This is a genomic window from Paraburkholderia sp. SIMBA_054 (assembly GCF_046534875.1).
In the GTDB taxonomy this organism is placed as follows: domain Bacteria; phylum Pseudomonadota; class Gammaproteobacteria; order Burkholderiales; family Burkholderiaceae; genus Paraburkholderia; species Paraburkholderia hospita.
In genome coordinates, this window is sequence record NZ_JAWRXV010000042.1 from 16,456 (window position 1) to 42,018 (window position 25,563).

Here is a 25,563-nt window from a genome sequence, read left to right on the forward strand (position 1 = left end):
TTCCCGTTACGCGTGAGCCGGCTGACGCGATGCGTACACGCGTTCCTTGAACGGCGCGAGTCCGATGCGGTTGTACGTGTCGATGAAGCGTTCGCCGTCAATACGGTTTTCGACGAACGTATCGATCACCTTCGACACCACGTCCGGCATTTCTTCCGCCGAGAACGACGGGCCGATCACGCGGGCGAGCTTCGCGCCGTCATGACCCGTGCCCTGCTCGCCACCGAGCGACACCTGGTACCACTCGGAGCCGTCCTTGTCGACGCCCAGCACGCCGATGTTGCCGACGTGGTGGTGACCGCACGAGTTCATGCAGCCCGAGATATTCAGCGACAGGTCGCCGAGGTCATAGACGAAGTCCATGTCGTCGAAGCGTTGCTGGATGGCCTGCGCAATGGGGATCGACTTCGCATTCGCGAGCGAGCAGAAATCGCCGCCCGGGCACGCGATGATGTCGGTCAGCAGACCGATATTCGCCATCGCGAAGCCTTGCGCCTTGGCCTTTTCCCACAGCGCGTACAGATCGCGCTTCTTCACGTTGGCGAGAATCAGGTTCTGTTCGTGCGATACGCGGATTTCGCCGAGCGAATACTCGTCGGCCCAGTCGGCGACGGCGTTCATCTGCGTGTCCGTCGCGTCGCCGGGCGCGATGTCGCGCGGCTTGAGCGAGATCGTCACCGACGAATATCCCGACACGCGATGCGGGCGCACATTGCGCTCGACCCAGCGCGCGAACTGCTTGCTTTCGAGCAGATGGTTCTCGAACGAAGCGTCCGTATCCGGCAGCTTTTCATAAACAGGCGGCTCGAAGTATTGCGACACGCGCGCGACTTCGGCTTCCGTCAGCGTCGACGGGCCGTCCTTCAGGTGTTGCCATTCTTCGTCGACCTGCTGCGCGAACTTCGCGGGCGACAGCGCCTTCACGAGAATCTTGATACGCGCCTTATACAGGTTGTCGCGGCGGCCGTAGCGGTTGTACACGCGCAGCACAGCTTCGCAGTACGTCAGCAGATGCTGCCACGGCAAGTCTTCCTTGATGATCGCGCCGATGATCGGGGTGCGGCCCAGACCGCCACCCGCGAGGATGCTGGCAACCACTTCACCCGCGTCGTTCTTCTTCAGATAGACGCCCAGGTCGTGGATCTGCACCGCTGCGCGGTCTTCCTTCGTACCCGACACGGCAATCTTGAACTTGCGGGGCAGCCACGCGAATTCGGGGTGGAACGTCGACCATTGGCGCATGATTTCCGCCCACGGACGCGGATCGACGATTTCGTCGGGCGCGACGCCCGCGAACTGATCGGCCGTGATGTTGCGGATGCAGTTGCCCGACGTCTGGATGCCGTGCATCTGGACGGACGCGAGCTTGCGCAGGATTTCAGGCGTTTCTTCGAGCTGGATCCAGTTGTACTGGATGTTCGAGCGCGTCGAGAAATGGCCGTAGCCGCGATCGTGCTCGCGTGCGATCGTCGCAAGCATGCGCAACTGGTCGCTGCGCAGGTTGCCGTACGGAATCGCGATGCGGTGCATGTACGCGTGGCGCTGCATGTACAGGCCGTTTTGCAGGCGCAGCGGACGGAACTCTTCTTCGCTCAATTCGCCCGACAGACGGCGGCGAACCTGGTCGGCATACTGCGCGACGCGTTCGTCGACGATGGTCTGGTCGTACTGATCGTATTGGTACATTCGGGGACCCCAGGGTTTTGTTCGTCACACGACGCGGCGTTCCGGTTACGCCGCGCTTCGGATTTGTCATCATCAGTCTGCTTTGAGCGAGACGGCGACCAGCCGTTTAGACGCATCGCTCATTTGCTAATGACAAAAACAGATATCCATATTGGAAAAACTGGACAAATCGTAATAAACTCGCCTTATATTTCAAACGACTAAAAAATTCTTTTGATATGCGGCGAGGTTATATATGAACCTGCATCAGTTCCGCTTCGTGCGTGAGGCCGTCCGCCAGAATTTCAACCTGACGGAAGCTGCCAAGGCACTGTTTACAAGCCAGCCGGGCGTCTCGAAGGCGATCATCGAGCTGGAGGACGAGCTGGGCGTCGAAATCTTCACCCGGCACGGCAAGCGCGTGCGCTCGCTGACGGAACCGGGCCGGATCATTCTGGCGTCCGTCGAGCGGATTCTTCAGGAGGTTGAAAGCCTGAAACGAGTCGGTAAAGATTACGCGGCGCAGGACCAAGGCAATCTCGTGATTGCCGCGACGCACACCCAGGCGCGCTACTCGCTGCCCGCCGCCATCGCCGAGTTCAAGAAGCGGTTTCCGAAGGTGCACCTTTCAATTCTGCAAGGCAGCCCGACCCAGGTCGCGGAACTGGTTTTGCACGATCAGGCGGACGTGGCGATCGCAACCGAGGCGATCTCGACCTATAAGGAACTGGTGTCGCTGCCCTGCTTCACCTGGCACCACCTCGCGGTGATGCCCGCCGACCATCCGCTGCTGGATCGCAAGCAGTTGTCGCTGGACGACCTCACGCAGTATCCGCTGATTACGTACGATAACGCGTTCGCCGGCCGCACCAAGATCAACGAAGCGTTCCGCCTGCGCGGCCTGCATCCCGACATCGTCCTCGAAGCGATCGACGCGGACGTGATCAAGACCTACGTCGAGCTGGGGCTGGGCGTCGGCATCATGGCCGACATCGCGTTCAACGCCGAACGCGACCGGCATCTGCGCGCGATGCCCGTCGGGCATCTGTTCGGCAGCAATGTGACGCGCGTTGCGCTCAAGCAGGGCGCGTATCTGCGCAGCTATGTGTATACGCTCGTCGAGCTGCTGTCGCCGAACATGAACCGCAAGCTGATCGAGCAGGCGCTCAAGGGCGATCACGAAACGTACGAGCTTTGAGGTTTTTGACCCGCTATAACTGATCCGCTATAACAGCGGCCACGCTATCTGGTAGGAGATCTTTCGCATGTCGTCGCACAAGAACAAATTCAAACGCACCCTGATGCGTGCCGCCGCGATCGGCGCGCTGTTCGTCGCCGCCACCGCGCACGCGGACATCAAGGTCGGCATCGACCTGTCGAGCACGGGGCCTGCCGCCACGATCGGCATCACCAGCAAGAACGCGATGCTGATGTGGCCGAAGACGATTGCCGGTCAGAACGCGCAGTACATCATCCTCGACGACGGCTCCGATCCGGGCAATGCCGTGCGCAACATCCGCAAGCTGATCAACGAGGATCACGTCGATGTGATCGTCGGCCCCAACATCACGCCCGCCGCGATGGCCGCGCTCGATCCCGTCGCCGAGAGCCAGACGCCGATGATTACGCTGATCGGCTCGGCGAGCGTCGTCGAGCCGCAGGAAGGCAAGAAGGTCTGGGCGTTCAAGATGGCGCAGACGGACAGCGCGATGGCCGATGTGATGACACGCTACATGGCGAATCACAACATCAAGACGGTCGGCTTCATCGGTTTCGCCGACAGCTACGGCGACAGCTGGCTCAACGAGTTCACGAAGTTCGCGACGCTGCGCCACATCCAGGTGGTCGCGACTGAGCGCTTCAACCGCACCGACGCGAGCGTCACGGGCCAGGTGCTGAAGCTGATCGCCGCCAAGCCGGATGCCGTGTTGATCGCGGGTGCGGGCACGCCGACGGTGCTGCCGCAGCGCACGCTCGTCGAGCGCGGCTACAAGGGCGCGATCTATCAGACGCACGGCATCGCGACACCGGAGTTCATCAAGCTGGGCGGCAAGGATGTCGAGGGGACGCTGTTCCCGACGCAGCCGGTCGTCGTAGCGCGCACGCTGCCTGCCGATCATCCGGCGAAGAAGGCGGCACTTGCGTTCGTCAACGCGTATGAGGCGCAGTATGGGCCGAACACCGTGACGCAGTTCGCGGGCGATGCGGCGGGTGTGTATCCGCGTTTGCAGGATGCCGTCGCGCGCGCGTTGAAGACGGCGCAGCCGGGCACGCCGGAGTTTCGCGCGGCGCTGCGCACGGAGCTCGAGCACGCGCATGAGCTGGTGGTTCCGAACGGCGTCGTGAACACGAGCGCGAAGGATCACGTCGGGCTCGATCAGCGGGCCAGCGTGATGGGGATTATCAAGGATGGGAAGTTTACGTATTTGAGCCAGTGAACGCTTTGTGATCCTGCCTCGACGTAGCAGCGAACGGGGCGCGTGCCGCCCCGCCGCTGCAGCGCGATCTGCTACGACAAAAAACTAATCGCCTCATCGATCACGCTGCGCCAGTCGCCCATCAGCGTCTGACGCAGCGGCTTCAGATTCGCCATCCACGGCGACGTATCGCCTTCCACGCCCCAGCGCCATTCGCTTGCAACATTGAGCGGCACGATGGTCAGCTTGCCGAGCATCGCGCTCAGATTCGCGACGCCCGAATCGACGGCAATGACGGCATCCAGTTGCTCGATGCACGCAGCCGTCTCCGCAAACGATTTGATCCCCGGCCCGTACACGCTGATATTGCCCGACGGCATGCCAGCGAACTGCTGCACGGAAGGATGGTGCAGGCTCACGAAATGCCGCTTCGCTGCGACGGACGGATGCATCACCAGGTGATCGACTTCCGTCAACGGCAAGCTGCGGCGGATCGCCGAGCAGCGCATCACAGCGCCAACCTCATGCGCGTGGCGCTGGTTGCAGTCCCAGAAAATACCGACCAGCGATTTGCCCGGCTGCGCCGCGCGCAACTCACGCGCCCATGCGGCGGCGGCCTCGCGCTCCGCTTCGGGCGCACGCAGATAGGCGGGGAAAAACGGCGACGGCAGCGGCACTTGTTGCGCGGCGAGCAGCGGCAAATGCAGCAACGTCGCGTGCAGATCGGGCGCGAATTCGCAAACTTGACTGGCTAACTCTTCAGGCAACGCCTCGTGCTGACGCAACGGACGCGCCGCGCTCACCACGCGACAATCCGGCAGCGACGCCTGCAATAGCGGATACAACTGCGCATCGCACGTGATCATCATCTCCGCGCCTGCTGCCTGCCATTGCGATACGTTGGCAAAGAACAGGAACTGATCGCCAAAACCCATCTGATGCGTAATCAGCACACGCTTGCCGCGCAGGTCTTGCTCGCCCGACCACGGCGCAATATCGGCCGGCTGGTAGTTGCCGCTGTCGCTGTCATTGCGCGCGAGCCACGGCTCGAAGCCCGCAGGGCGCGCGGTGCGCAATAACGCCTCGCCATACAGATGCTCGGCCTTGCGTGCAAACCAGTCGCCGCCCGCGGCGGCCGTGCGCCATGCGTCGTGCAGCATCGGAATGCCGCGCTCGACGTCGCCCGACATCACGAGACTCTGGCCGAGGCTCATCTTGTAGTACGCGGGCTGCCACGGCAGCGCGGCATAGTTGCGCCACGTAGCGACGGAATCGAAATGCCGTCCGAGCAGTGTCAACGCGTACGCGCGCCAGTTGACGAAATGGAGATCGCGCGGCTCGATCGCGAGCGCGCGTTCGGTATAGGTCAGCAGTTCGTCGTCACGCATGTCGTGCAGCAGCGCGACGCAGACAGCTCGCAGCTTTTCTGCATCGTCGGGCGCATGGGCAAGCGCATCGAGTGTTTCCTGGACTGAAGGCATGGCGGGCATTGTTTCGACGTTCTACGCAAATGGCGGGACATCTACCGGATCGCGGCGCTGCCGCAGACCGGCGCGCGAGTATACGTCGTAGAATCATGCAGCAATCTTAAAAACTCAAGCACTGCACGGCACCATCGAATCATGCGCACGACCCGAGCCATCCATGCCGTCGAACGGCTGAAGACCCGCAGTGGCAATCCGCGCTTCGCGGCGGTCAGCCTGTCGGGCGGACTGTTCTATCTCGTCGACAAATCGAGCGGCACGGACCAGAAGGTGTCCGATCCGCTGCCGCTCGATGATTTCGTCAAGTTCGTCGACGGTTTCGGGCCGCCGAAGCCACGCAAGGCAAGCAAGCTCGATCTTGCGTTCGAAGAGCAGATCAAACGCAGCAAGAGCTAGACACCTTCGCAACCGTCAGCCGTTCTTACGCGCGTGTAGGCAAGCTGGTCGTTGCTTGTGAAAACCGCATCGATGAAACGCAGCCCGGCCACGCCGTCCTCGACGGTCGTTAGCAAACGGCTTTCGGACGGCGGAGGCAAACCCGCGTCGATCGCTTCTATCTGCAACGCCGCATCCTTGTAGAGCTGCGCGAACGCTTCGAGATAACCCTCGGGATGACCTGCCGGCACGCGCGTCGCGTGCCGCGCCACGTCGCTGTCGACGCGCCCGCGCGTGAGCCTTTGCGTCGCGCCACCCAACGGCGTGAACAGCAGTTCGTTCGGGTTCTCCTGATCGAACGCGATGCCCGCCTTCGTACCATAGACGCGCAGACGCAGCGCGTTTTCCGCGCCGCTCGCCACCTGGCTCGCCCACAGCATGCCGCGTGCGCCTTTGTCGTAGCGCAGCATCGCCTGAATATGGTCGTCGACCTGACGCCCTTCGACGAACGTATGCAGTTCGGCGGCGATCTCGATGGGCAGCATGCCCGTCACAAACGCCGCGAGGTGATACGCGTGCGTGCCGATATCGCCCAGACAACCGGCGCGCCCTGCCTGCTTCGGATCGGTGCGCCACACCGCCTGGCGGTTCTCGCCCGTCAGTTCGATCGGCTTCGCGAGCCAGTCCTGCGCGTACTCGACCTGCAGGACGCGCACCTCGCCCAACTCACCCGCTTCGACCAGCTCACGCGCATGACGCACCATCGGATAACCCGAATAGGTGTGCGTCAGCGCAAAGAGCCGGTTCTTGTCGCGCGCGAGCTTCGCGAGCGCTTCGCCTTCTTCGAGCGTCATCGCGAGCGGCTTGTCGCAGATCACGTGGATGCCGGCTTCGAGAAACACCGTCGCGACGGGCGCATGCAGATGGTTCGGCGTGACGATCGACACGGCGTCGATGCCGTCGTCGCGCGCGGCTTCAGCGCGCGCCATCTCGTCCCAGCTCGCGTAGCTGCGCGCGACGCCAAGTTCGTCGGCGCTTGCCTGCGCGCGCTGCGGGTCGGACGAGAGTGCCGCCGCGACGAGTTCGAAGCGATCGTCGATGCGCGCCGCGATCCGATGCACCGCACCGATAAACGCGCCCTGCCCGCCGCCGACCATGCCCAGCCTGAGTCTTCGTGTCATCGATCTGCTCCTGTTCGACAGTCAGCGTCAAAGGCCGAGCACGCGTTTCAGTTGCGCGTCGTCCGCGCCGCTGCCCGCGAAGTCGTCGAATGCATGGTCGGCCACGCGAATGATGTGCCGCTTGATGAACTCGGCGCCTTCGCGCGCGCCGTCTTCGGGATGCTTCAACGCGCACTCCCATTCGAGCACGGCCCAGCCCGGAAAATCGTATTGCGCCATCTTCGAGAAGATCGCGCCGAAGTCGATCTGCCCGTCGCCCAACGAGCGGAAGCGCCCCGCGCGCTCGACCCAGCCGCTATAGCCACCATAGACGCCTTGCCGCCCATTCGGACGAAACTCGGCGTCCTTCACGTGAAAGGCCTTGATGCGCTCGTGATAGATATCGATGAACGCGAGGTAGTCGAGTTGCTGCAAGACGTAGTGACTCGGATCGAACAGTATGTTTGCGCGCCGGTGGTCCTTCACGGCCGCGAGAAAACGTTCGAACGTCACACCGTCGTGCAGATCTTCGCCCGGATGCAATTCGTAACAGACATCGACGCCCGCTTCGTCGAACGCATCGAGAATTGGCGTCCAGCGGCGCGCGAGTTCGTCGAAGGCCGCTTCGACGAGACCGGCGGGACGCTGCGGCCACGGATAGATATACGGCCACGCGAGCGCGCCTGAAAACGACACATGCGTGTTCAGCCCGAGACGCTGCGATGCCTTCGCGGCCCACTTCATCTGCTGCACGGCCCATTCGGTGCGCGCCGCGGGCTTGCCGCGCACGTGCGGCGCGGCGAAGCCGTCGAACAGCACGTCATACGCCGGATGCACGGCGACGAGTTGCCCTTGCAGATGCGTCGACAGCTCGGTGATGGCGACGCCCGCATCGGTGACGACGCCGAGCAGATCGTCGCAATAGTCCTGGCTCGACGCCGCCTGTTCGAGGTCGACGAGGCGCGGATCGGCGGGCACCTGAATGCCTTTGAAGCCGAGACTCGCGGCCCATTGCGCGAGGTGCGCGAGGTTGTCGAACGGCACCTTGTCGCCCATGAACTGCGCGAGAAAGATCGCTGGCCCTTTGATCGTTTTCATCGTGCTGCTCCCGATGGATATCTGCGTCGAACCGGCGCTGCGTTGCGAGTGTCTTTGCGACGATCACGCGAAAGGCAGCGCCGGGCTAAAGCACGTTTGCGATCAGAACGGCGAATCCGGGAAGTAGAATTCCTTCGCGTTCTCCTTCGTGATCAGCACGGAAGGAATGATCGTCGTGGCGGGCAGCTTGTCGCCTTTGAGGCGAGCTTCCGCCGTGAGCTTGATTGCGTCGTAGATGAACTTTGGCGAGTACGACACATCGGCCTTGATGAGCGGCGCGCCGTCCATCACGTTCTTCACCATGCCTTTCGAGCCCGCGCCGCCGAACACGATCTTGATGTCGGAGCGCTTGGCCTGATCGATTGCCTTGATTACGCCGACGGCCATGTCGTCGTCGGCGGCCCAGACGGCGTCGATGTGCTTGAAGCGCGTCAGGTAGTCCTGCATGACCTTGAATGCGTCGTCGCGGTTCCAGTTTGCGTATTTTGCGTCGAGGATCTTGATGTTCGGATAGGCCTTCAGGACGCCTGTGAAGGCTGTCCAGCGTTCGTTGTCGAGCGTTGTGGGAATGCCGCGTAGCGCGACGATGTCGCCTTTGCCGTCGAGTGCTTTCGCCAGATATTCGGCGGGGATCTTGCCGAAGGCGGTGTTGTCGCCGGCGACGTAGGCGTCTTGCGCGCTAGTGTCGGTCAGGCCTCGGTCGACCACTGTTACGTAGACGCCTTTCTTTTTCACCTGTGCTACGGGTTGGGTGAGGGATGCTGATTCGTACGGGAAGATTACTAGCGCGTTTATTTTGTTGACCGTCACCAGGTCTTGTAGCTGGTTCGCCTGTTCCGGCGCGTTGGCTGCGGTTTTGACGATCACTTTTAGGTCGGGGTGGGCTTTTTCCAGATCGGTTTTTGCCTTGTTCGCCCACCAGACGATGCCGCCTGTGAAGCCGTGATCGGCGGTGGGGATGGCTACGCCAAGTATGACCTTTTCGTCGGCGTGGGCGGCGCCTGTGCCCAGGCCCATTATGCTCAGCGCCAGCATCCCGGCGCCAACCGCTCGAATCATCTGCTTCATGGCTATGTCTCCTGACTGGATGGTTTGGTTCTTTCGGTGTTGAAACGCTGTTGCAACTACTGGTTTGGTTTGGTTTGGTTTGGTTTTGCGCTGGCATCCGCGCTATGCCTTCGTGCTTCGTGCGCTGCCTCTGTACGTTTGCCTTTTCGCTGGCATCCGCGTTATGACGTACCCCTTCAAGCGTCGCCCCTGTGCGGGGCGGCACCTACTTTTCTTTGCCGCCGCAAAGAAAAGTAGGCAAAAGAAAGCGGCTAACACCGCTAATTTTTGTTCCTGCCTGAGGGCCCTCAAAGGGTCCCTTACTTCACGCGGCAACTTCTCGATTCACGTTCGTTGCCAGCGCTCTTGCGGTGCTCATCACCCGCTTCACGCACCCGCATTACTGCATGCCGTGCCAGTCACTCCACCGCCGCCCAGGTGGCAAACTGTGTGTAGACCGCTTGTGCTCCACACACCTCACTCCGGACCGATAGCGCACGCGTTCGACCATGTAAGAACGCCACGCTATACGACGCGACAACCTACACACAGTTTGCCACCTGGGCGGCACATACCATTCGCTGCCACTAACACGTGTACGGGTGTGTGAAGTGGGTGAGGCGTTCATTCAAAGCGTTGGCAACTAACATGATTCACGTGTTTGCCGTGTGAAGCGTAAGAACCTTTGGGGGCCCTCAGGCAAACACTAGAACTGGCGGTGTGAGCCGCTTTCTTTTGCCTACTTTTCTTTGCGGCGGCAAAGAAAAGTAGGTGCCGCCCCGCACAGGGGCGACGCGTGAACGGCAAACACCATAACGCGGATGCCAGCGAAAGCGATAGCACACCACCCTGCCGCCGCAAAGGCAAAAACACCAATTCCATCACCTCCGCCCCCGCTGCAAAAACGCGACAACAATAATCACAATCCCCTGCACAGCAGCATTCAAGTACACGCTAATAATGCTAGTGAGGTTAAGAATATTGGCAATCACAGAAAGCAGAACCGCACCGATCACGGTACCCACGACCCGTCCTTCACCGCCCTTGAGCGCGGTCCCGCCAACCACAACAGCAGCAATCGCCTCCAGTTCCCACAAAAGCCCAGTAGTGGGCGTCGCCGACCCAAGCCTCGGCACATACAAAACCGTCGCCACCCCGACACAAACCCCAAGCAACACATAAGTAACAATCTTCACGGTATCAACGCGAATCGCGGCATATCGCGCGACCTGTTCATTGGAGCCAATCGCCTGCACATGCCGCCCAAACGCCGTGCGGTTAAGAATCAGCGCACCGCCCGCCGCGACGACGAGAAACACCCAGATCGGCACAGGCACCCCAAACAGACTCGCGTAATAAACAGGCCCATAGAGATCAGAAAGATTGTTATCGAGCGTCAAGGCACCGCCATCGGCAAGCCACGTCAACACCGCGCGAAAAATACCCAGCGACCCCAACGTGACGATGAAAGGCTCGATCCGCCCTTTCGTGATCAACAACCCATGCGCGCATCCAAACGCGCCACCAAGCACAAACGCACTCGCAATCCCGATCAGCACAATAGTCAGCGGCGCAAACGCATGCCCGCCCGGCGCAGCGGCAAGCGCATTCATCAACCAGATCATGCTGCCCGCGATCAACGCCGCCATCGACCCAACAGAAAGATCAATCCCACCCGAAATAATCACAAACGTCATGCCGACAGCAATAATCCCAATGAACGACGTGCGCGTCAGCACATTCATCATGTTGTCGACAGTCGCGAAATCGCGATTGAGCAGCGTCCCCGCAATGCACAGCAAGATCAGCCCCGCCAGCGGCCCAAGCCCATGCAATCGATGTGCAATCCGCATCGCGCGCCCAACCGGCGCGGTGTCAGTGTGTGCCGGTCGCATGTGCGATCAACTCCTCTTCGGTCAGATGGTCGAGGCCGAGTGTCGCCTGCAGGCGCCCCGCGCGCATCACGGCCACGCGATGGCACAGCCCGATCAGCTCGATCAGTTCGGATGAAATGACGACCACGGCGCGCCCTTCGGACGCAAGCCGGTGGATCAAAAAATAGATGTCGCGCTTCGCGCCAATATCGACGCCGCGCGTCGGCTCGTCGAGCACGATCACATCCGGATTCGGCTGCAGGAACTTGGCGAGCGCGAGCTTCTGCTGGTTGCCGCCCGACAGCATGCGCGCGCGGCTGCCCAGATCGCCCGTGCGGATGCCGAACTCGCGTACGGCTTTCGTGAGCGCGTCGCGTCCCGCCTTCAGATCGAGCAGCGGCTTCGCATAGCGTTCGAGCGTCATCAGCGTCAGGTTGTCCTGCAGGCTCAGGTTCACGTGCAGCCCCTTGCCCTTGCGGTCTTCGCTCAGATACGTGAGACCGCGCCGCATCGCGTCGCGCGGGCTGTGCAGGTCGGCCTTGCGTCCGGCGATTTCGATCGTGCCCGAGGTGCGCTCGCGCAAGCCGATGATCGCCTCGAACGCTTCCGTGCGTCCCGCGCCGACGAGCCCCGCAAAGCCGAACACTTCGCCCGCGCGCACGTCGAAGCTCAGATCCTCGACCCACTCGGGCACGCTGAGATGCTGCACGTGTAGCGCGATCGGCGCGTTCTGCGCAGGCGGCGTCTTGTCGGGGAACATGTCGGACAGTTCGCGCCCGACCATCAGGTTCGCCATCTGCTGACGCGCGAGCAGCGCCGTCTCGCTGCGCGCGACGAAGCGGCCGTCACGCATCACAATCACTTCGTCGGTGATGTGCTCGACTTCGTCGAGCTTGTGCGAGATGTAGACGATGGTCACGCCATCGGCCTTGAGCTTCGTCATCAGCGCGAACAGGCGCTCGGTCTCGGACGGCGTGAGCGTCGCCGTCGGTTCGTCCATGATGAGCAGCCGCGCGCGCCGCGACAGTGCCTTCGCAATCTCCACCATCTGCTTTTCCGCGACGATCAGTTCGCGCACCTTCGTGTCGGGATGCTTGTGCAGGCCGACCTGCTCCAGATAGCGCTTCGCTTCGCTACGCATCGCCGTGTCGTCGACGAACAGGCCCTTGCGCTTCTCGTGGCCGAGATACATGTTCTGCGCAATCGTCAGATGCTCGGCGAGATTGAACTCCTGGTGAATCAACACGATGCCGGCGGCTTCCGCGTCGCGCGAGCCGTCAAAGCGCTGCGCGTGGCCGTCGATCAGCACCGTGCCCTCTGTGGCCGTCTCGTAGCCCGCGAGGATTTTCATCAGCGTCGACTTGCCCGCGCCGTTCTCGCCGAGCAAACCGTAGATGCGCCCCGGCGCGAGATCGAAGCTCACGCCGTGCAGCACACGCACGGGACCGAAGTCTTTGCGGATATCGTCGAATCGGACGGCGAGACTCATCGCGGCTTCCCTCTCAAGCGCTCTTTCTGACCACGAGCCGGTGCGGCAGCAGCACGCCCGGCACGGTGTCGCGCGGATTCGCCAGCCGTTGCAGCAGCAGGCGCGCGGCTGTCTCGCCGAGTTCGCGCATCGGCTGCGCGATCGTCGTCAAGGGTGGATCGATCTGCGCGGCAAGCGAAATGTCGTCGAAGCCCACGACAGCGACATCGTCGGGCACGCGCTTGCCGACGCTGCGCAAGCCCGCGATCACGCCGATCGCCAACGTGTCCGACACGGCGAAGATGGCTGTCGGCACGTCGGCGTACGTCATCAGCAGCGCGGCCGCCGAGGCGCCCGCTTCGTAGTCGAGGCTGTTCACGTTCTGGCGCCAGCGTTCGTCGGGCGCGATGCCCGCGTCGCGCAATGCGTCCAGGTAGCCTTGCTGGCGCTGTTGCGCATACAGGTAGTGATCATCGGAATTGATCAGCGCGATGCGCCGGTGGCCGCGCGCCAGCAGATGGCGCACGGCGTCGCCCGCCGCGCGGTAGTTGTCGATGCCGACATACGGCACGCCCACGGACGAATCGAACTCGCAACACGCCACCCACGGCAGTGCGTTCGATTCCTCGGCAAGCGCCTGTTGCACGGTGGCCGGATCGAGGCAGATCGCGCCGTCCGCGCGTCGGCGGCGCAGCAGGTCGAAATAGCTGCGCTCGCGGCCCGCATCGGCGCCCGTGTCGCACAACAGCATGAAATAGCCGTGCTGGCGAGCCACGGAATCGATGCCGCGAATGACTTCCGCATAGAACGGGTTGCCGACGTCGGGGACCATCGTCAGCAGCAGGCGGCTTTCGGCCGTGCGCAGATTGCGCGCGAGTTCGTTCACGCGGTAGCCGCTCGTCGCGACGGCGGCGAGCACCTTGTCGCGCGTCGCGGGGCGCACGTTCGAATGCCCGTTCAGCACGCGCGACACCGTCGCCACGGACACACCCGCCTGCTCGGCGACGCCCGCAATCGACAGCCCTTCCGATGCGGCGCGTGCCGAGCCCCGCATATCGGGCTCGGCCGCGCCGGATGGCTGCGCTTGCGGGTCACGTTGCGACGGTTTGTCCACCGGTTCTCGCTCCGAGAATGTAATCGATTACATTTTTGGTCGACATGGGCGCGAAGCGCAAGTCTCATCTCGTAGGGACTTTCACCGAGGCGTGGCGCGCAAAGAAATCCGTCCGCCCGCGGTGAACCTGCCCGCAACAGGACGGCATCGGCGCGTGGTTTGGTACAATTTCGCAGTTAACCTGGATAGCACCAGGCAGTAACAAGCCCAGGCAACATCCAATGGGAGCAGTGGTCCCCCAATACATCCGCTGCCCGCGTCTCAACCACACCGCCGAATTGATCATGAACATCGAACAAGCGCGTTTCAACATGATTGAACAGCAAATCCGTCCGTGGGAAGTGCTCGACCAGGACGTGCTGAATCTGCTGTCGATCGTCAAGCGTGAGAACTTCGTGCCCGCCGCGTATCGCGAGCTGGCGTTCGTCGATTTCGAAATTCCGCTGCCTGCTGGCCAGCACATGCTCGCGCCGCGCATCGAGGCGCGCGTGCTGCAGGAACTGGCGTTGAAGAAGCATGAAACCGTGCTGGAGATCGGCGCGGGTTCGGGCTACATGGCAGCGCTGCTCGCGCATCGCGCGCAGCATGTGCTGACGGTCGACATCGAGCCGGAACTGGTCGAACTGGCCCGCGCGAACCTCGCGGCGAACGGCGTGCTGAACGCCGAAGTCGCGACGGGCGACGGCGCGCGCGGCTGGGGCGCAGCCGCCCCGTACGACGTGATCTGCGTGTCGGGCGGACTGCCCGTGCTGCCGCAGGAAATCCTCGAGCATCTGAAGGTAGGCGGCCGTCTTGCGGCGTTCGTCGGCACCGCGCCCGTCATGAAGGCGCAGATCATCACGCGCGTCGACGAGAAGCAATTCCGTATCGCCGACGTGTTCGAAACCTACGTCGAGCCGCTGCAGAACGCCGTGCACGCGCCGCGCTTCAAGTTCTAAGCACCACGCGAGACTGACGATGCAAAACCTGACTGCTTCCGCCCTCGCCGAATGGCTCGCTGATCAATCCCGCCCGGCGCCCGTGCTGCTCGACGTGCGCGAGCCGTGGGAAATCGAAACGGCGAAGATCGCCGGCAGCGTGTCGATTCCGATGCGCGAGATTCCCGCGCGCAGCGAAGAACTCGACGATGACGTGCAGATCGTCTGCATCTGCCATCACGGCGCGCGCAGCGCGCAGGTCGCGATGTTCCTCGAATCGCGCGGCCACAAGGACGTGTTTAATCTGTATGGCGGCATCGATGCCTGGTCGCGTCAGGTCGATCCTTCCGTGCCGACTTATTGAGCGTCTTTCGCTTCACGTTGCTGTATCCGACGCGCCGGTGATTCACCGGCGCGTTTTTGTTTGTGCGCTCGGTTTTGCTCTGCGGCATACCGCATCAGATGTTTCCTTCGTAAATTCAGAAATCTAAGACGCTGAATAGGATTATTACTACGGCATCCTGATTATCTATCGAACAACATAGCGTGTTTCCTTGCAAGGGCATGACACTATGAAATCGATCAGGATCGCGGCGGCGTTGGCATTGCTATCGCCCGTCGTCTGCCATGCGACGCTCGGCGCAGCGCCGTCGGCGGATGCGCATACGCCGCAGCCCGCGCTGCGCGCCGCCGCTGCCGGCGCGACGTCTTCGCCGTCTTATACCGTTCACGAATCCAAAACCGCCGACGGTGTCACGGTCCGCGAATATGCTTCGCCTGCGAACGTCGTCTTCGCAGTCACGTGGCAAGGACCGACACGTCCGGACATGCGGGCGCTGCTCGGCAGCTACTTCCCCAACTTTGTCAATGCAGGACAAAACCACGCGCGCGGCACAGGTCCGCTGATCGGGCGCGACGGAGAACTGCAGATCGAATCGGTCGGACATCAGGGCGCCTTCGCGGGCCGCGCCTACGTGCCGCGGCTCGTGCCTGCCACGATGAAGGTGGAGGATCTGCAATGAAGAAGCTCTTTTCGCATTGCGCTTCGAGTCGCCCGCTTCTCGTCGTGCTGCTCGCGGCCAGCGTCGCGCTGACCGCTTGCGGCGGCGGAGGCGGCGACGACAACGGCTCCGGCCAGCCCGTGACCAATAACGCGCCTGTCAAGCCTGGAGGGACGGCCGTGGCCCCTGCCGGTGCTAGTGCGCCCTCCGGTGCCAGCGTGCCTTCCGGTGCGAGCGCGGCTCAACCCGCGAGCCCGCCTGAGACAGCCAGTACGCCATCGGCGGCGAGCACACCTGCCGCCGTCACGCCGGCCAGCGAGACGGGCACATCCGGCAACAACGACACACCGCCCGCCCCTGCCGCAGATAACATCGTGCCCATCAACATCTTTAGCGGCTACACGGACTATCGGGTCGTGAATATGCCCTACGTCAGCGTGACGTTCTGCGTGCCGGGCAAGCAAGGCGCGTCTCAATGCGCGACCGTCGATCACATGCTGCTCGATACAGGATCGGTCGGCGTGCGCGTCATCGCGTCCGCGCTGGGCGCGGCGTTCGCCGGCAAGCTGCCGTCGCAGACGGGCGCCAGCAACGACACCACGAGCAAGGCGGCCATCGCGCAATGCGCGCTGTTCGCTTCTGGCTATACGTGGGGTTCGACGCGCGGCGCCGACGTCACGATCGGCAAAAAGACGGCGAGCGGCATTTCCGTCCAGGTGATCGGCGACAGCACGTACGCGGCATGGGTGCCTAACGACCGCACATCGCGTGGCCAAAGCATGAACACCGTCAAAGACCTGGGGGCGAACGGGATCGTCGGCATTGGGCATCTGGCGCATGACTATCCCGAGGCCGCGCAGTCCCCGCAGGTCGCGAATTACTACTACTGCCCGACGCCGTGGTCCTGCACGGCCGCGAGCGTGCCGCTCGACAGGCAGACAGCGAACCCCGTCCCCGCTTTCGCCACCGACAACAACGGCACGATCATCCGCCTGCCTGCGCTGCCGTTGATGGGTCAGGCGAGCGTCAAGGGTGAGCTGGTGTTCGGTATCGGCACCCGCGATAACAATGCGTTGCCCGCCAGGCCGACGATCCTCGTCGTGGGAGATCGCGGGGATTTCACGACCAGCTACAAGACGCGCGCGATGACGAGCGTTATCGATAGCGGCTCGAATGGCCTGTTCTTCCCGGATGCGTCGTTGCCTGTGCAGAACTACTGGTTCGCCCCTGCCGCCGTACAAAGCCTGAGCGCTACGGCCTTCTCCAATCCTGGCGACGTGCAATCGACGATTCCATTCTCGATTGCCAATGCGTCGACGCTGTTCGACCTGGGCTATGCCGCGCACGACAATCTCGGCGCTCCGATCAGCAGCATGTTCCTGTGGGGCTTGCCGTTCTTCTATAGGGGCGACGTCTACACGGCATTGAGCGGCATGCAGGCTGGCGCGCAGAAGGGGCCTTACGTGGCGTTCTAAACCGCGACAGGCTCTGCGAGAAGCGGACATAACAAAAACGGCGGACAGGTCATAAACCTGTCCGCCGTTTTTTCATACTCAGGCCACGCTCAATCAGCTTCCTTCGGCTACCGTGCGGAACAGATCACCGATCTGCGCTTCGTCCATGATGAGCGGCGGCGAGAACGCCAGCATATCGCCCGTTTAGCAAGCCCTTCTGGAAACACCGCACGAACACGTCATCAGCGCACGCGCCCAACGCGCCGTCGCGCCGTTTCAACTCCACCCCACCGACCAGCCCAATCAACTGTCTTTTCAACATAGCCAGCGCACGTCCGTGCACAACAGCGCAGCGGCGATGCACCGGCGTCGCGCCCACGACTCCGAGGAATTGCGGCTCACGCTCCGTTGCAGCGCGGCGCGCACCTGAACGAGGCGCACTCCCTTGTGGTGCACCGCTTTCGCGCCCAAAGCGCATAACGCCACACGACGCCGCACCGCCAGCGAACCGCATTGCAGCAAGCGAAGCGTCTATTGACGCGGCTCCCGCGCAGTTGGCATATGCCTTGCAGTATCCGGCCGGCAAGAGCCTGCACACATAACGCAAACAAGGATTGGACGCACGCCGTTCGTCCGCCACTCACCACCCATCTATGGCAAGGGGAAGCACATGAAACGTCGCAGTCTGCTGAAGCTCGGCTCCATGTCGGGCGCACTCGCGCTCGCGAGCAAGGTTCCTTTCGCGCATGCCCAGTCGGGCAGCGGCCCGATCAAGGTCGGCATCCTGCACTCCCTGTCGGGCACGATGGCGATCTCGGAGACGTCGCTGAAAGACACGGCGCTGATGACGATCGCCGAGATCAACGCGAGCGGCGGCGTGATGGGCCGCAAGCTGGAGCCCGTGGTCGTCGATCCCGCGTCGAACTGGCCGTTGTTCGCCGAGAAAGCCCGCCAGTTGCTGACGCAGGACAAGGTCGCCTGCGTGTTCGGCTGCTGGACGTCGGTGTCGCGCAAGTCTGTGCTGCCCGTGTTCGAGGAACTGAACGGCCTGCTCTTCTACCCGGTGCAGTACGAAGGCGAAGAGATGTCGCGCAACGTGTTCTACACGGGCGCGGCGCCCAACCAGCAGGCAATCCCCGCCACCGAATACCTGATGAGCGCGGAAGGCGGCGGCGCCAAGCGTTTCTTCCTGCTCGGGACCGACTATGTGTATCCGCGTACGACGAACAAGATCCTGCGGGCGTTCCTCAAATCCAAGGGCGTTCAGGAGACCGATATCCAGGAGGTCTACACGCCGTTCGGCCATAGCGACTATCAAACTATCGTCGCCAACATCAAGACCTTCTCGCAGGGTGGCAAGACGTGTGTGATCTCCACCGTCAACGGTGACTCGAACGTGCCGTTCTACAAGGAACTCGGCAACCAGGGGCTGAAGGCCACCGACGTACCCGTCGTCGCGTTCTCGGTCGGTGAAGAAGAACTGCGCGGCATCGACACGAAGCCGCTGGTCGGCAACCTCGCGGCATGGAACTACTTCATGTCGGTGAAGGGTCCGGGCAACACGAAGTTCAAGGAGCAATGGGCCGAGTGGGTCAAGTCGCAGAACCTGCCGGGCGGCACGAAGCGCGTGACCAACGACCCGATGGAAGCGACCTATGTCGGCATTCACATGTGGAAGCAGGCCGTCGAAAAAGCGAAGAGCACCGATGTCGACAAGGTGCGCGTCGCGATGATCGGCCAGAAGTTCGCAGCGCCGTCGGGCTTCACGCTCGAGATGGACGGCAACCACCACCTGCACAAGCCGGTGATGATCGGCGAAGTGCGCGCGGACGGCCAGTTCAACGTCGTGTGGAAGACCAAGACCGCGATTCGCGCGCAGCCGTGGAGCCCGTATATCGCGGGCAACCAGGGCAAGCCGGACGTCGTCAGCTCGATTCCCGAGTTCCTGCGCCGCCGCTCGCGCGTCGCATAACGTGGCATGAGCAACGTGCCGGTGTGTCGCATCAGTTGGACGCACCGGCTTGCGCAGCGCGCCGATGTTTCGCTTCGCGCGACACATCCGGCGCGCCCACGCAAGCGCGCGATGCCCTTGCCGTTTCTCGTGCGAGGGCATCGCGCGCCTGCCTGCAGGCTTCTCACTCAAGACCACTATGGCGTACTCATTTTCCACGCTCGCTTCGCTCAAGGGCCGCTGCGCTGACACGCTGCGCGGGATGCGCGCACGCGTGCGTACTGCCGCTGCATCGTGCGCACTGGGCGCGGCGCTCGCCGTGCTCGCGCCCGCGAGCGCCCACGCATTGACGACCGAAGAAGTCGCGCCGCTCGCCGGCGACGACTTCGATGCGAAGTCGGCCGCCATCGACAAGCTGATCGCGAATCACGACGCGCCCTCGCTCGCGCTGCTGAAGGCGCTGTCCGAAGACAGCGCGCTCGCCACCGATAGCGGCAACGTGCTGATTCAGGACAACGACACCGCGCGCGACGCCGTCACGGGCAAGGCCGTCGCCGCAGGCGACGCGCAGCCGGTCACGCTGAACAACCTGCTGCGCTCGAAAGTCGCGGGCGCATTGTCGGGCCTGCAACTCGATTCGACCGACCCGGCGAAGCGCGCCGCCGCAATCACCGCGCTGCTGCAAAGTCCCGATCCGTCGATGAAGCCACAGATCGACGCAGCGCGCGCAAAGGAAACTGACCCGACGCTGAAGAAGCGCCTCGACACGCTGTGGGCGATGACGGCACTGCACGACACCGATGCGGCGAAGCGTCTCGAAGCCGTGAAGCTCGTCGCCGCGCGGCATGATCTGGACATGTACGAACTGCTGCGCCCGCTCGTCGCGAAGAAGCCCGACGGCACGTTCGCCGAAAGCAGCCCTCAGGTGCGCGAAGCAGCGCAGACGGGCATCGACGCGCTCGATTCGATCCAGCGCCGCAGCGAGATCGCGGGCACGCTGTTCGCGGGGCTGTCGCTCGGCAGCGTGCTGCTGCTCGCCGCGCTCGGCCTTGCAATCACATATGGCCTTATCGGCGTGATCAACATGGCGCACGGCGAGTTCCTGATGATCGGCGCGTACGCAACGTATGTCGTGCAGAACCTCGTGCAGCGCTACATGCCTGGCGCGTTCGACTGGTATCCGCTGATCGCCGTGCCCGCTTCGTTCGCGGTGGCGGCGCTGGTGGGCATCGTGCTCGAACGGCTCGTGCTGAAGCATCTGTACGGACGTCCGCTCGAAACGCTCCTGACCACCTTCGGCGTCAGCCTGATCCTGATCCAGGCGACGCGCATGCTGTTCGGCGCGCAAAACGTGCAAGTGGTGAACCCTTCGTGGATGAGCGGCGGCGTCACGGTGCTGCCGAACCTGATCCTGCCGTACAACCGGCTCGCGATTCTTGCGTTTTCGATGATCGTCGTCGGGATCGCGTGGGCCGTGCTGACGAAGACGCGACTCGGCCTGTTCGTGCGCGCCGTCACGCAGAACCGCCGGATGGCCGCGTGCGTCGGCGTGAAAACCGCGTATGTCGATTCGTATGCGTTCGCGTTCGGCGCGGGCATTGCAGGGCTTGGCGGCTGCGCGCTGTCGCAGATCGGCAATGTCGGCCCGGACCTCGGGCAAAGCTACATCATCGATTCGTTCATGGCCGTCGTGCTGGGCGGCGTCGGCCAGCTGGCGGGCACGGTGATCGGCGGCTTCGGACTCGGGCTGGTCAGCAAGGCAGTCGAGCCGTTCTGGGGCGCCGTGCTCGCAAAGATCGCGGTGCTGGTGCTGATCGTTCTGTTCATCCAGAAACGGCCTCAGGGCATGTTCGCCCTGAAGGGCCGCAGCGCGGAGGCATGACATGACATCCGCGACTTCTTCCGCTTCCACGTCCGTCGATGCACGCAGCGACGCTCAGGCGAGCGAACGCGAGCGCCTCGAAGGCTTCGCGCTCGGCTTGCCGCCGCGCCCTGCCCTGCTGTCGCGGCGCGCGTGGCAATGCCTGATTGCGCTGATCATCGCGATTGGACTGGGTGTGCCGTTCACGGCGCTGGTGCTGCCGGAAACGAGCGCATTCCATTTGTCCGCGTATGCGATGACGCTGACGGGCAAGCTGATGTGCTACGCGATCTCCGCGCTCGCGCTCGATCTCGTCTGGGGTTACTGCGGCATCCTGAGCCTCGGGCACGGCTTGTTCTTCGCGCTTGGCGGCTACGCGATCGGCATGTACCTGATGCGCGCGATCGGCCATGACGGCAAGTACGGCAGCGACCTGCCCGACTTCATGGTGTTTCTCGACTGGCATCAATTGCCGTGGTACTGGGAAGGCACGCAGCATCTCGGGTATGCGCTGCTGCTTGTGGTGCTGGTGCCTGCCGTGATCGCGTGGGTATTCGGCTTCTTCACGTTCCGCTCGCGCGTGAAGGGCGTGTATCTGTCGATCATCACGCAGGCGATGACGTTTGCCGCGATGCTGCTGTTCTATCGCAACGAGACGGGCTTTGGCGGCAACAACGGCTTCACCGATTTCAAGCGGATTGCGGGCTATCCGATCACGCATGCCGGCACGCGGACCGCGCTTTTTCTACTGACGTTCGCGGTGCTCGTGCTCGCGTTCATCGGCGCGCGCGCGATCGTGACGTCGAAACTCGGGCGCGTCGTGACGGCCGTGCGCGACGGCGAGACGCGGTTGATGTTCCTCGGCTACAGCCCGCTTGCGTACAAGCTGTTCGTGTGGACGGTGTCGGCGGTGCTGTGCGGGATTGCGGGCGCGCTGTATGTGCCGCAGGTCGGCATCATCAATCCGGGCGAGATGTCGCCGGGCAACTCGATTGAAATGGCGATCTGGGTGGCGGTTGGCGGACGCGGCACGCTGATCGGGCCGATTATCGGCGCGTTCGCGGTGAATGGCGCGAAGAGCTTTTTCACGGCTTATTTTGCGGAGTACTGGCTGTTCTTTTTGGGGTTGATCTTCGTGCTGGTGCCGCTGCTATTGCCGAACGGGATCATGGGGCTATTCGAGCTCGTGACACGCAAGAGGAACCGCTGATGAATGAAAACCCGATGGTTCCTGATCTTTCTCTTCCTGAAGAACACGATGGTCGCGCACTTTCCGGCGTGGCGTCGATGGGACGCGTGGTCACGCCTGGCGAGATCGATGTGTCGCACGGTGCGATTCTTTATCTGGAAGACGTGACTGTTTCGTTCGATGGGTTTCGCGCGTTGAATGCGTTGTCGTTGTCGATCGATGTAGGTGAGTTGCGATGCATTATTGGGCCGAATGGCGCCGGCAAGACGACGATGATGGATGTCATTACCGGGAAGACTTCGCCCGATTCGGGCAAGGTGTTTCTTGGGCAGACGATCGATCTCACGCGGATGAATGAGCCTTCGATTGCGCGTGCCGGGATTGGGCGCAAGTTTCAGAAGCCGACTGTGTTCGAGCAGCATCCTGTGTGGGAGAACCTCGAACTGGCCATGAAGACTGATAAGGGTTGGTTTGCGTCTTTACGCGCGCGGCTGGATCGTGCGGCGCAGGCTCGGATCGAAGAGACGTTGTCGTTGATTCGTCTTGAAGGCGAGGCGCTGCGGCCTGCGGGGGAGCTTTCTCATGGGCAGAAACAGCGGCTCGAGATTGGGATGTTGTTGATGCAGCAGCCTGCATTGTTGTTGCTTGATGAGCCTGCGGCTGGCATGACTGATGATGAGACTATGGAGTTAGCTGCTCTTCTTAATCACTTGCGTGGGACTTGTTCCATGATGGTTGTTGAGCATGATATGGAGTTTGTGGCTGCTTTGGCCGGTGAGACCGGCAAGGTTACTGTAATGGCTGAAGGGAGTGTGCTCGCTCAAGGCACGCTTGAGGATGTTAAGCGCGATGCGGCTGTGGTTGAGAGTTATTTGGGGCGTTAAATAGGGTTTTTTGTTTTGTTTGCAACGGCTTTGTTGGGTTTGCTTCGGCTTTCGCTGGCATCCGCGGTTTGCTCTTGCGCTGGCATCCGCGTATTGCCTTCGTGCGTCAGGCGTCGCCCCTGTGCGGGGCGGCACCTACTTTTCTTTGCCGCCGCAAAGAAAAGTAGGCAAAAGAAAGCGGCTAACACCGCTAATTCTTGTGTTTGCCTGAGGGCCCCCAAAGGGTCTTACGCTTCACACGGCAGCATCTTTGTTTGCGTGCGTTGCCAACGCTTCGAACCGATGCCTCACCCGCTTCAGACGCCCGCATAACTGCGAGCGGCAGCGAATGGTATCTGCCGCCCAGGTGGCAAACTGTGTGTAGGTTGTCGCGTCGTATAGGGTAGCGCTCTTACAACGTGGCACGCGCGCTATCGGGTCCGAAGTGAGGCGTGTGCAGTGCTACGGCCTACACACAGTTTGCCGCCTGGGCGGCGGTGGAATATCTGGTACGGCATGCTGCGACGCGGGTGTGTGTAGCGGGTGATGCTCTGGCTTGGAGCGTTGGCAACGAGCGCGGAACAAGCAGATTGCCGTGTGAAGTAAGGGACCGGTTGGGGGCCCTCAGGCAGGAACTAGAGTTGGCGGTGTTAGCCGCTTTCTTTTGCCTACTTTTCTTTGCGGCGGCAAAGAAAAGTAGGTGCCGCCCCGCACAGGGGCGACGCTTGAAGCACGCAAACAAATCGCGGATGCCAGCGAAAAGGCAAAGGCAAAGGCAAAGGCAAAAAACCAAACCGCAAAACCCAGCAAACAGAACCTGCCGCTCGCCAAAGAGCAAAAAGGACACACAACATGTTAGAAGTAGAAAACCTGAACCAGTACTACGGCGGCAGCCACATCCTGCGAAACGTGAAGCTGACGGTGCCGGACGGAAAACTAACGGTACTGCTAGGCCGAAACGGCGTAGGCAAGACCACGCTACTAAGAACCCTAATGGGCGTAGTCCCCATCAAGACCGGCGAAATCAAATGGCGCGAAACGCCAATAACAAAACTCGCCCCGCACGCGCGCGTAGCGCAAGGATTGGCCTATGTGCCACAAGGCAGAGACATCTTCCCAAGACTAACGGTAGAAGAAAACCTGCTAGTCGGCGCAGCCAGCAAAAAAGCCCCGAAGAAAATCCCAGACCGGATCTACGAACTATTCCCGGTCCTGAAGGACATGAAAGCCCGCCGTGGCGGCGACCTGTCAGGCGGCCAGCAGCAACAACTGGCAATCGGCCGGGCACTCATGAGCGAACCGCAACTGCTAATCCTCGATGAACCCACGGAAGGCATCCAACCGTCCATCATCCAGGACATAGGAAGAACCCTCCGGCAACTCGTCGAAGAAATGGGCCTGACCGTGCTGCTCGTCGAGCAATACTACGACTTCGCCAAAGCCATCGCCGACCGCTACTGGGTCATGAGCCGCGGCGAAATCGTCGCAGGCGGCGAAGGCGCCAACATGGACGACGACGGCGTGCGCACGCTGATCGCGGTATAACGGCGAGCCATCGTTAGCTGCTATCCTCGCCGCATGTCGCTTCACGAACACCACGCCACGCTCGCCACCATCGACGATCCATCGCACGCCCTGTGGCGCGCGCGGCTCGAACTCGGCTTCGCCAAACACGGCGAGCGAACCACCCTCGCCCATCGTTTGCACGAAGGCCCGTTGCGCCTGCAACGCCCGCTCTACCCGGAAGGGCCCTCCATCTGTCACGCCGTCATCGTGCATCCGCCCGGCGGCGTCGCGGGCGGCGACCGGCTCGATATCGACATCCGCCTCGATGCGAATACGCATGCCGTGCTCACCACGCCCGGCGCGACCAAGTGGTACAAGTCGAATGGCCGCACCGCGCAACAGCGCATCGCGATCCGCGTCGGCGCGAACGCCAGGCTCGACTGGCTGCCGCAAAACAACATCGTCTTCGATCACGCCAACGCTTCGCTCGACTTCTCACTGACGCTCGACGAAGGCGCCACCGCGCTCGGCTGGGACGCGACGCAACTCGGCAGGCAGGCCGCTGGCGAAACCTGGTCGGCGGGACATCTGCGAGCTGTTTCGCGCATCGTCGGCGCCAATGGTCAGCCGTTATGGTTCGAACGCGCGAAGCTCGCCGCCAGCGACCCGCTGCGCGATGCGCCGCAAGGTCTCGCAGGCTTCCCCGCATTCGGCACGCTGTGGGCCGTCAGCCCGCAATGCGACGACGCGCTCGCCGAGGCGCTCACCGCCCAGTTGCCCTTCGACGATTCGATTCGCGCCGGCGCCTCGTGCGTGTGCGATGGCGTGCTGATCGTGCGGGCCGTCGCGCGATCGATGGAGACGCTTCAGCATGCGTTGACCCAGTGCTGGCTGCACTTGCGGCCAGTCGTGCATCAGGTCGACGCGAAGCCGCTGCGCCTCTGGACAACCTGAGCGAATCGCGTCGCCGCACCATTTTCGGGCATCGCAGCGCGCCAGCGTGGTGCAACAGCGCATGCAAGCAACGGGAAAGCCTTGCCCGGTCTGCATGGCATAGCCCTTGCTGCTTATGACGCCTCGCGAGCGCCGCATCGAAGGCGCATTGCGAAGCCCGCTAAA

Annotated in this window: 21 protein-coding genes; 13 read left to right on the forward strand and 8 right to left on the reverse strand. The window is 62.4% G+C overall.

Features of this window, described 5'->3' with window-relative positions; genetic code table 11:
* Positions 1-6: 6 nt before the first annotated feature.
* Positions 7-1,686, reverse strand: a complete 1,680-nt coding sequence (locus SB822_RS37230) for a nitrite/sulfite reductase (RefSeq protein ID WP_079499068.1) — start codon at positions 1,684-1,686, stop codon at positions 7-9.
* 235 nt (positions 1,687-1,921) lie between these two features.
* Between SB822_RS37230 and SB822_RS37235 the strand changes: the two genes are divergently transcribed.
* On the forward strand, positions 1,922-2,863 hold the full coding sequence (locus tag SB822_RS37235) for a CysB family HTH-type transcriptional regulator (RefSeq protein ID WP_007582447.1): 942 nt from the start codon (positions 1,922-1,924) through the stop codon (positions 2,861-2,863).
* A 67-nt stretch (positions 2,864-2,930) separates the two neighbouring features.
* Entirely contained in the window at positions 2,931-4,103 is a 1,173-nt protein-coding gene (locus tag SB822_RS37240) for an ABC transporter substrate-binding protein (RefSeq protein ID WP_007582446.1), read from the forward strand.
* Between the two features lie 71 nt (positions 4,104-4,174).
* On the opposite strand, the gene SB822_RS37245 is transcribed toward SB822_RS37240, so the two are convergent.
* The gene (locus SB822_RS37245) at positions 4,175-5,563 is read right to left on the reverse strand and encodes a hypothetical protein (RefSeq protein WP_410856940.1); all 1,389 of its coding nucleotides are present in this window, start codon (positions 5,561-5,563) and stop codon (positions 4,175-4,177) included.
* 141 nt (positions 5,564-5,704) lie between these two features.
* Between SB822_RS37245 and SB822_RS37250 the strand changes: the two genes are divergently transcribed.
* Complete coding sequence (locus tag SB822_RS37250; RefSeq protein ID WP_007582444.1) at positions 5,705-5,962, forward strand: hypothetical protein; 258 nt, start codon at positions 5,705-5,707, stop codon at positions 5,960-5,962.
* On the opposite strand, the gene SB822_RS37255 is transcribed toward SB822_RS37250, so the two are convergent.
* The 6 genes from SB822_RS37255 to SB822_RS37280 form a co-directional block, all read right to left on the reverse strand.
* Complete coding sequence (locus SB822_RS37255) at positions 5,959-7,122, reverse strand: Gfo/Idh/MocA family protein (protein ID WP_410856941.1); 1,164 nt, start codon at positions 7,120-7,122, stop codon at positions 5,959-5,961. The genes SB822_RS37250 and SB822_RS37255 overlap by 4 nt on opposite strands.
* A 27-nt stretch (positions 7,123-7,149) precedes the next feature.
* Positions 7,150-8,199 (reverse strand): sugar phosphate isomerase/epimerase family protein, encoded by a 1,050-nt coding sequence (locus SB822_RS37260; RefSeq protein ID WP_410856942.1) that lies wholly within the window; start codon positions 8,197-8,199, stop codon positions 7,150-7,152.
* Between the two features lie 102 nt (positions 8,200-8,301).
* Positions 8,302-9,267, reverse strand: a complete 966-nt coding sequence (locus SB822_RS37265; RefSeq protein ID WP_410856943.1) for a substrate-binding domain-containing protein — start codon at positions 9,265-9,267, stop codon at positions 8,302-8,304.
* An 860-nt stretch (positions 9,268-10,127) separates the two neighbouring features.
* Entirely contained in the window at positions 10,128-11,141 is a 1,014-nt protein-coding gene (locus SB822_RS37270) for an ABC transporter permease (protein ID WP_410856944.1), read from the reverse strand.
* Positions 11,122-12,609, reverse strand: coding sequence for a sugar ABC transporter ATP-binding protein (locus SB822_RS37275; RefSeq protein WP_410856945.1), 1,488 nt, complete (start codon positions 12,607-12,609; stop codon positions 11,122-11,124). Before SB822_RS37275 ends, SB822_RS37270 begins: the two co-directional genes overlap by 20 nt.
* 13 nt (positions 12,610-12,622) lie before the next feature.
* Entirely contained in the window at positions 12,623-13,642 is a 1,020-nt protein-coding gene (locus SB822_RS37280; RefSeq protein WP_410856967.1) for a LacI family DNA-binding transcriptional regulator, read from the reverse strand.
* Positions 13,643-13,986: 344 nt separating this feature from the next.
* On the opposite strand from SB822_RS37280, the gene SB822_RS37285 reads away from it, so the two are divergent.
* The 10 genes from SB822_RS37285 to SB822_RS37330 all read left to right on the forward strand — a co-directional run bounded on the left by SB822_RS37285 (position 13,987) and on the right by SB822_RS37330 (position 25,398).
* The gene (locus SB822_RS37285; protein ID WP_086916901.1) at positions 13,987-14,640 is read left to right on the forward strand and encodes a protein-L-isoaspartate O-methyltransferase family protein; all 654 of its coding nucleotides are present in this window, start codon (positions 13,987-13,989) and stop codon (positions 14,638-14,640) included.
* Positions 14,641-14,659: 19 nt separating this feature from the next.
* Positions 14,660-14,983 carry a rhodanese-like domain-containing protein gene (locus tag SB822_RS37290; protein ID WP_036003302.1) on the forward strand — a complete coding sequence of 108 codons (324 nt, stop codon included), beginning with the start codon at positions 14,660-14,662 and terminating at the stop codon, positions 14,981-14,983.
* 208 nt (positions 14,984-15,191) lie between these two features.
* Positions 15,192-15,641, forward strand: a complete 450-nt coding sequence (locus SB822_RS37295; RefSeq protein ID WP_410856946.1) for a DUF2844 domain-containing protein — start codon at positions 15,192-15,194, stop codon at positions 15,639-15,641.
* Positions 15,638-17,095 (forward strand): DUF3443 family protein, encoded by a 1,458-nt coding sequence (locus SB822_RS37300; RefSeq protein ID WP_410856947.1) that lies wholly within the window; start codon positions 15,638-15,640, stop codon positions 17,093-17,095. Before SB822_RS37295 ends, SB822_RS37300 begins: the two co-directional genes overlap by 4 nt.
* Positions 17,096-17,744: 649 nt before the next feature.
* The gene (gene urtA, locus SB822_RS37305; RefSeq protein ID WP_410856948.1) at positions 17,745-19,046 is read left to right on the forward strand and encodes an urea ABC transporter substrate-binding protein; all 1,302 of its coding nucleotides are present in this window, start codon (positions 17,745-17,747) and stop codon (positions 19,044-19,046) included.
* Positions 19,047-19,224: 178 nt separating this feature from the next.
* A complete protein-coding gene (urtB, locus tag SB822_RS37310; protein ID WP_410856949.1) occupies positions 19,225-20,907 on the forward strand; it encodes an urea ABC transporter permease subunit UrtB in 1,683 nt (560 codons plus the stop codon).
* 1 nt (position 20,908) lies between these two features.
* A complete protein-coding gene (urtC, locus tag SB822_RS37315) occupies positions 20,909-22,096 on the forward strand; it encodes an urea ABC transporter permease subunit UrtC (protein WP_007582408.1) in 1,188 nt (395 codons plus the stop codon).
* On the forward strand, positions 22,096-22,959 hold the full coding sequence (gene urtD / locus SB822_RS37320) for an urea ABC transporter ATP-binding protein UrtD (RefSeq protein WP_079499057.1): 864 nt from the start codon (positions 22,096-22,098) through the stop codon (positions 22,957-22,959). Before urtC ends, urtD begins: the two co-directional genes overlap by 1 nt.
* An 831-nt stretch (positions 22,960-23,790) precedes the next feature.
* Entirely contained in the window at positions 23,791-24,483 is a 693-nt protein-coding gene (gene urtE / locus SB822_RS37325) for an urea ABC transporter ATP-binding subunit UrtE (RefSeq protein WP_042316243.1), read from the forward strand.
* Between the two features lie 33 nt (positions 24,484-24,516).
* A complete protein-coding gene (locus SB822_RS37330; protein WP_410856950.1) occupies positions 24,517-25,398 on the forward strand; it encodes an urease accessory protein UreD in 882 nt (293 codons plus the stop codon).
* Positions 25,399-25,563: the final 165 nt, after the last annotated feature.

Bases quoted from the DNA above. Each gene is read 5' to 3' on its own strand.
- SB822_RS37245 (WP_410856940.1), bottom strand. From the start codon at position 5,563: ATGCCTTCAGTCCAGGAAACACTCGATGCGCTTGCCCATGCGCCCGAC.
- SB822_RS37300 (WP_410856947.1), top strand. From the start codon at position 15,638: ATGAAGAAGCTCTTTTCGCATTGCGCTTCGAGTCGCCCGCTTCTCGTC.
- urtE (WP_042316243.1), top strand. From the start codon at position 23,791: ATGTTAGAAGTAGAAAACCTGAACCAGTACTACGGCGGCAGCCACATC.
- SB822_RS37280 (WP_410856967.1), bottom strand. From the start codon at position 13,642: ATGCGGGGCTCGGCACGCGCCGCATCGGAAGGGCTGTCGATTGCGGGC.
- SB822_RS37295 (WP_410856946.1), top strand. From the start codon at position 15,192: ATGAAATCGATCAGGATCGCGGCGGCGTTGGCATTGCTATCGCCCGTC.
- SB822_RS37330 (WP_410856950.1), top strand. From the start codon at position 24,517: ATGTCGCTTCACGAACACCACGCCACGCTCGCCACCATCGACGATCCA.
- urtC (WP_007582408.1), top strand. From the start codon at position 20,909: ATGACATCCGCGACTTCTTCCGCTTCCACGTCCGTCGATGCACGCAGC.
- SB822_RS37240 (WP_007582446.1), top strand. From the start codon at position 2,931: ATGTCGTCGCACAAGAACAAATTCAAACGCACCCTGATGCGTGCCGCC.
- SB822_RS37285 (WP_086916901.1), top strand. From the start codon at position 13,987: ATGAACATCGAACAAGCGCGTTTCAACATGATTGAACAGCAAATCCGT.
- SB822_RS37265 (WP_410856943.1), bottom strand. From the start codon at position 9,267: ATGAAGCAGATGATTCGAGCGGTTGGCGCCGGGATGCTGGCGCTGAGC.
- SB822_RS37260 (WP_410856942.1), bottom strand. From the start codon at position 8,199: ATGAAAACGATCAAAGGGCCAGCGATCTTTCTCGCGCAGTTCATGGGC.
- SB822_RS37235 (WP_007582447.1), top strand. From the start codon at position 1,922: ATGAACCTGCATCAGTTCCGCTTCGTGCGTGAGGCCGTCCGCCAGAAT.
- urtA (WP_410856948.1), top strand. From the start codon at position 17,745: ATGAAACGTCGCAGTCTGCTGAAGCTCGGCTCCATGTCGGGCGCACTC.
- SB822_RS37250 (WP_007582444.1), top strand. From the start codon at position 5,705: ATGCGCACGACCCGAGCCATCCATGCCGTCGAACGGCTGAAGACCCGC.
- SB822_RS37275 (WP_410856945.1), bottom strand. From the start codon at position 12,609: ATGAGTCTCGCCGTCCGATTCGACGATATCCGCAAAGACTTCGGTCCC.
- SB822_RS37290 (WP_036003302.1), top strand. From the start codon at position 14,660: ATGCAAAACCTGACTGCTTCCGCCCTCGCCGAATGGCTCGCTGATCAA.
- SB822_RS37270 (WP_410856944.1), bottom strand. From the start codon at position 11,141: ATGCGACCGGCACACACTGACACCGCGCCGGTTGGGCGCGCGATGCGG.
- SB822_RS37255 (WP_410856941.1), bottom strand. From the start codon at position 7,122: ATGACACGAAGACTCAGGCTGGGCATGGTCGGCGGCGGGCAGGGCGCG.
- urtB (WP_410856949.1), top strand. From the start codon at position 19,225: ATGGCGTACTCATTTTCCACGCTCGCTTCGCTCAAGGGCCGCTGCGCT.
- urtD (WP_079499057.1), top strand. From the start codon at position 22,096: ATGAATGAAAACCCGATGGTTCCTGATCTTTCTCTTCCTGAAGAACAC.
- SB822_RS37230 (WP_079499068.1), bottom strand. From the start codon at position 1,686: ATGTACCAATACGATCAGTACGACCAGACCATCGTCGACGAACGCGTC.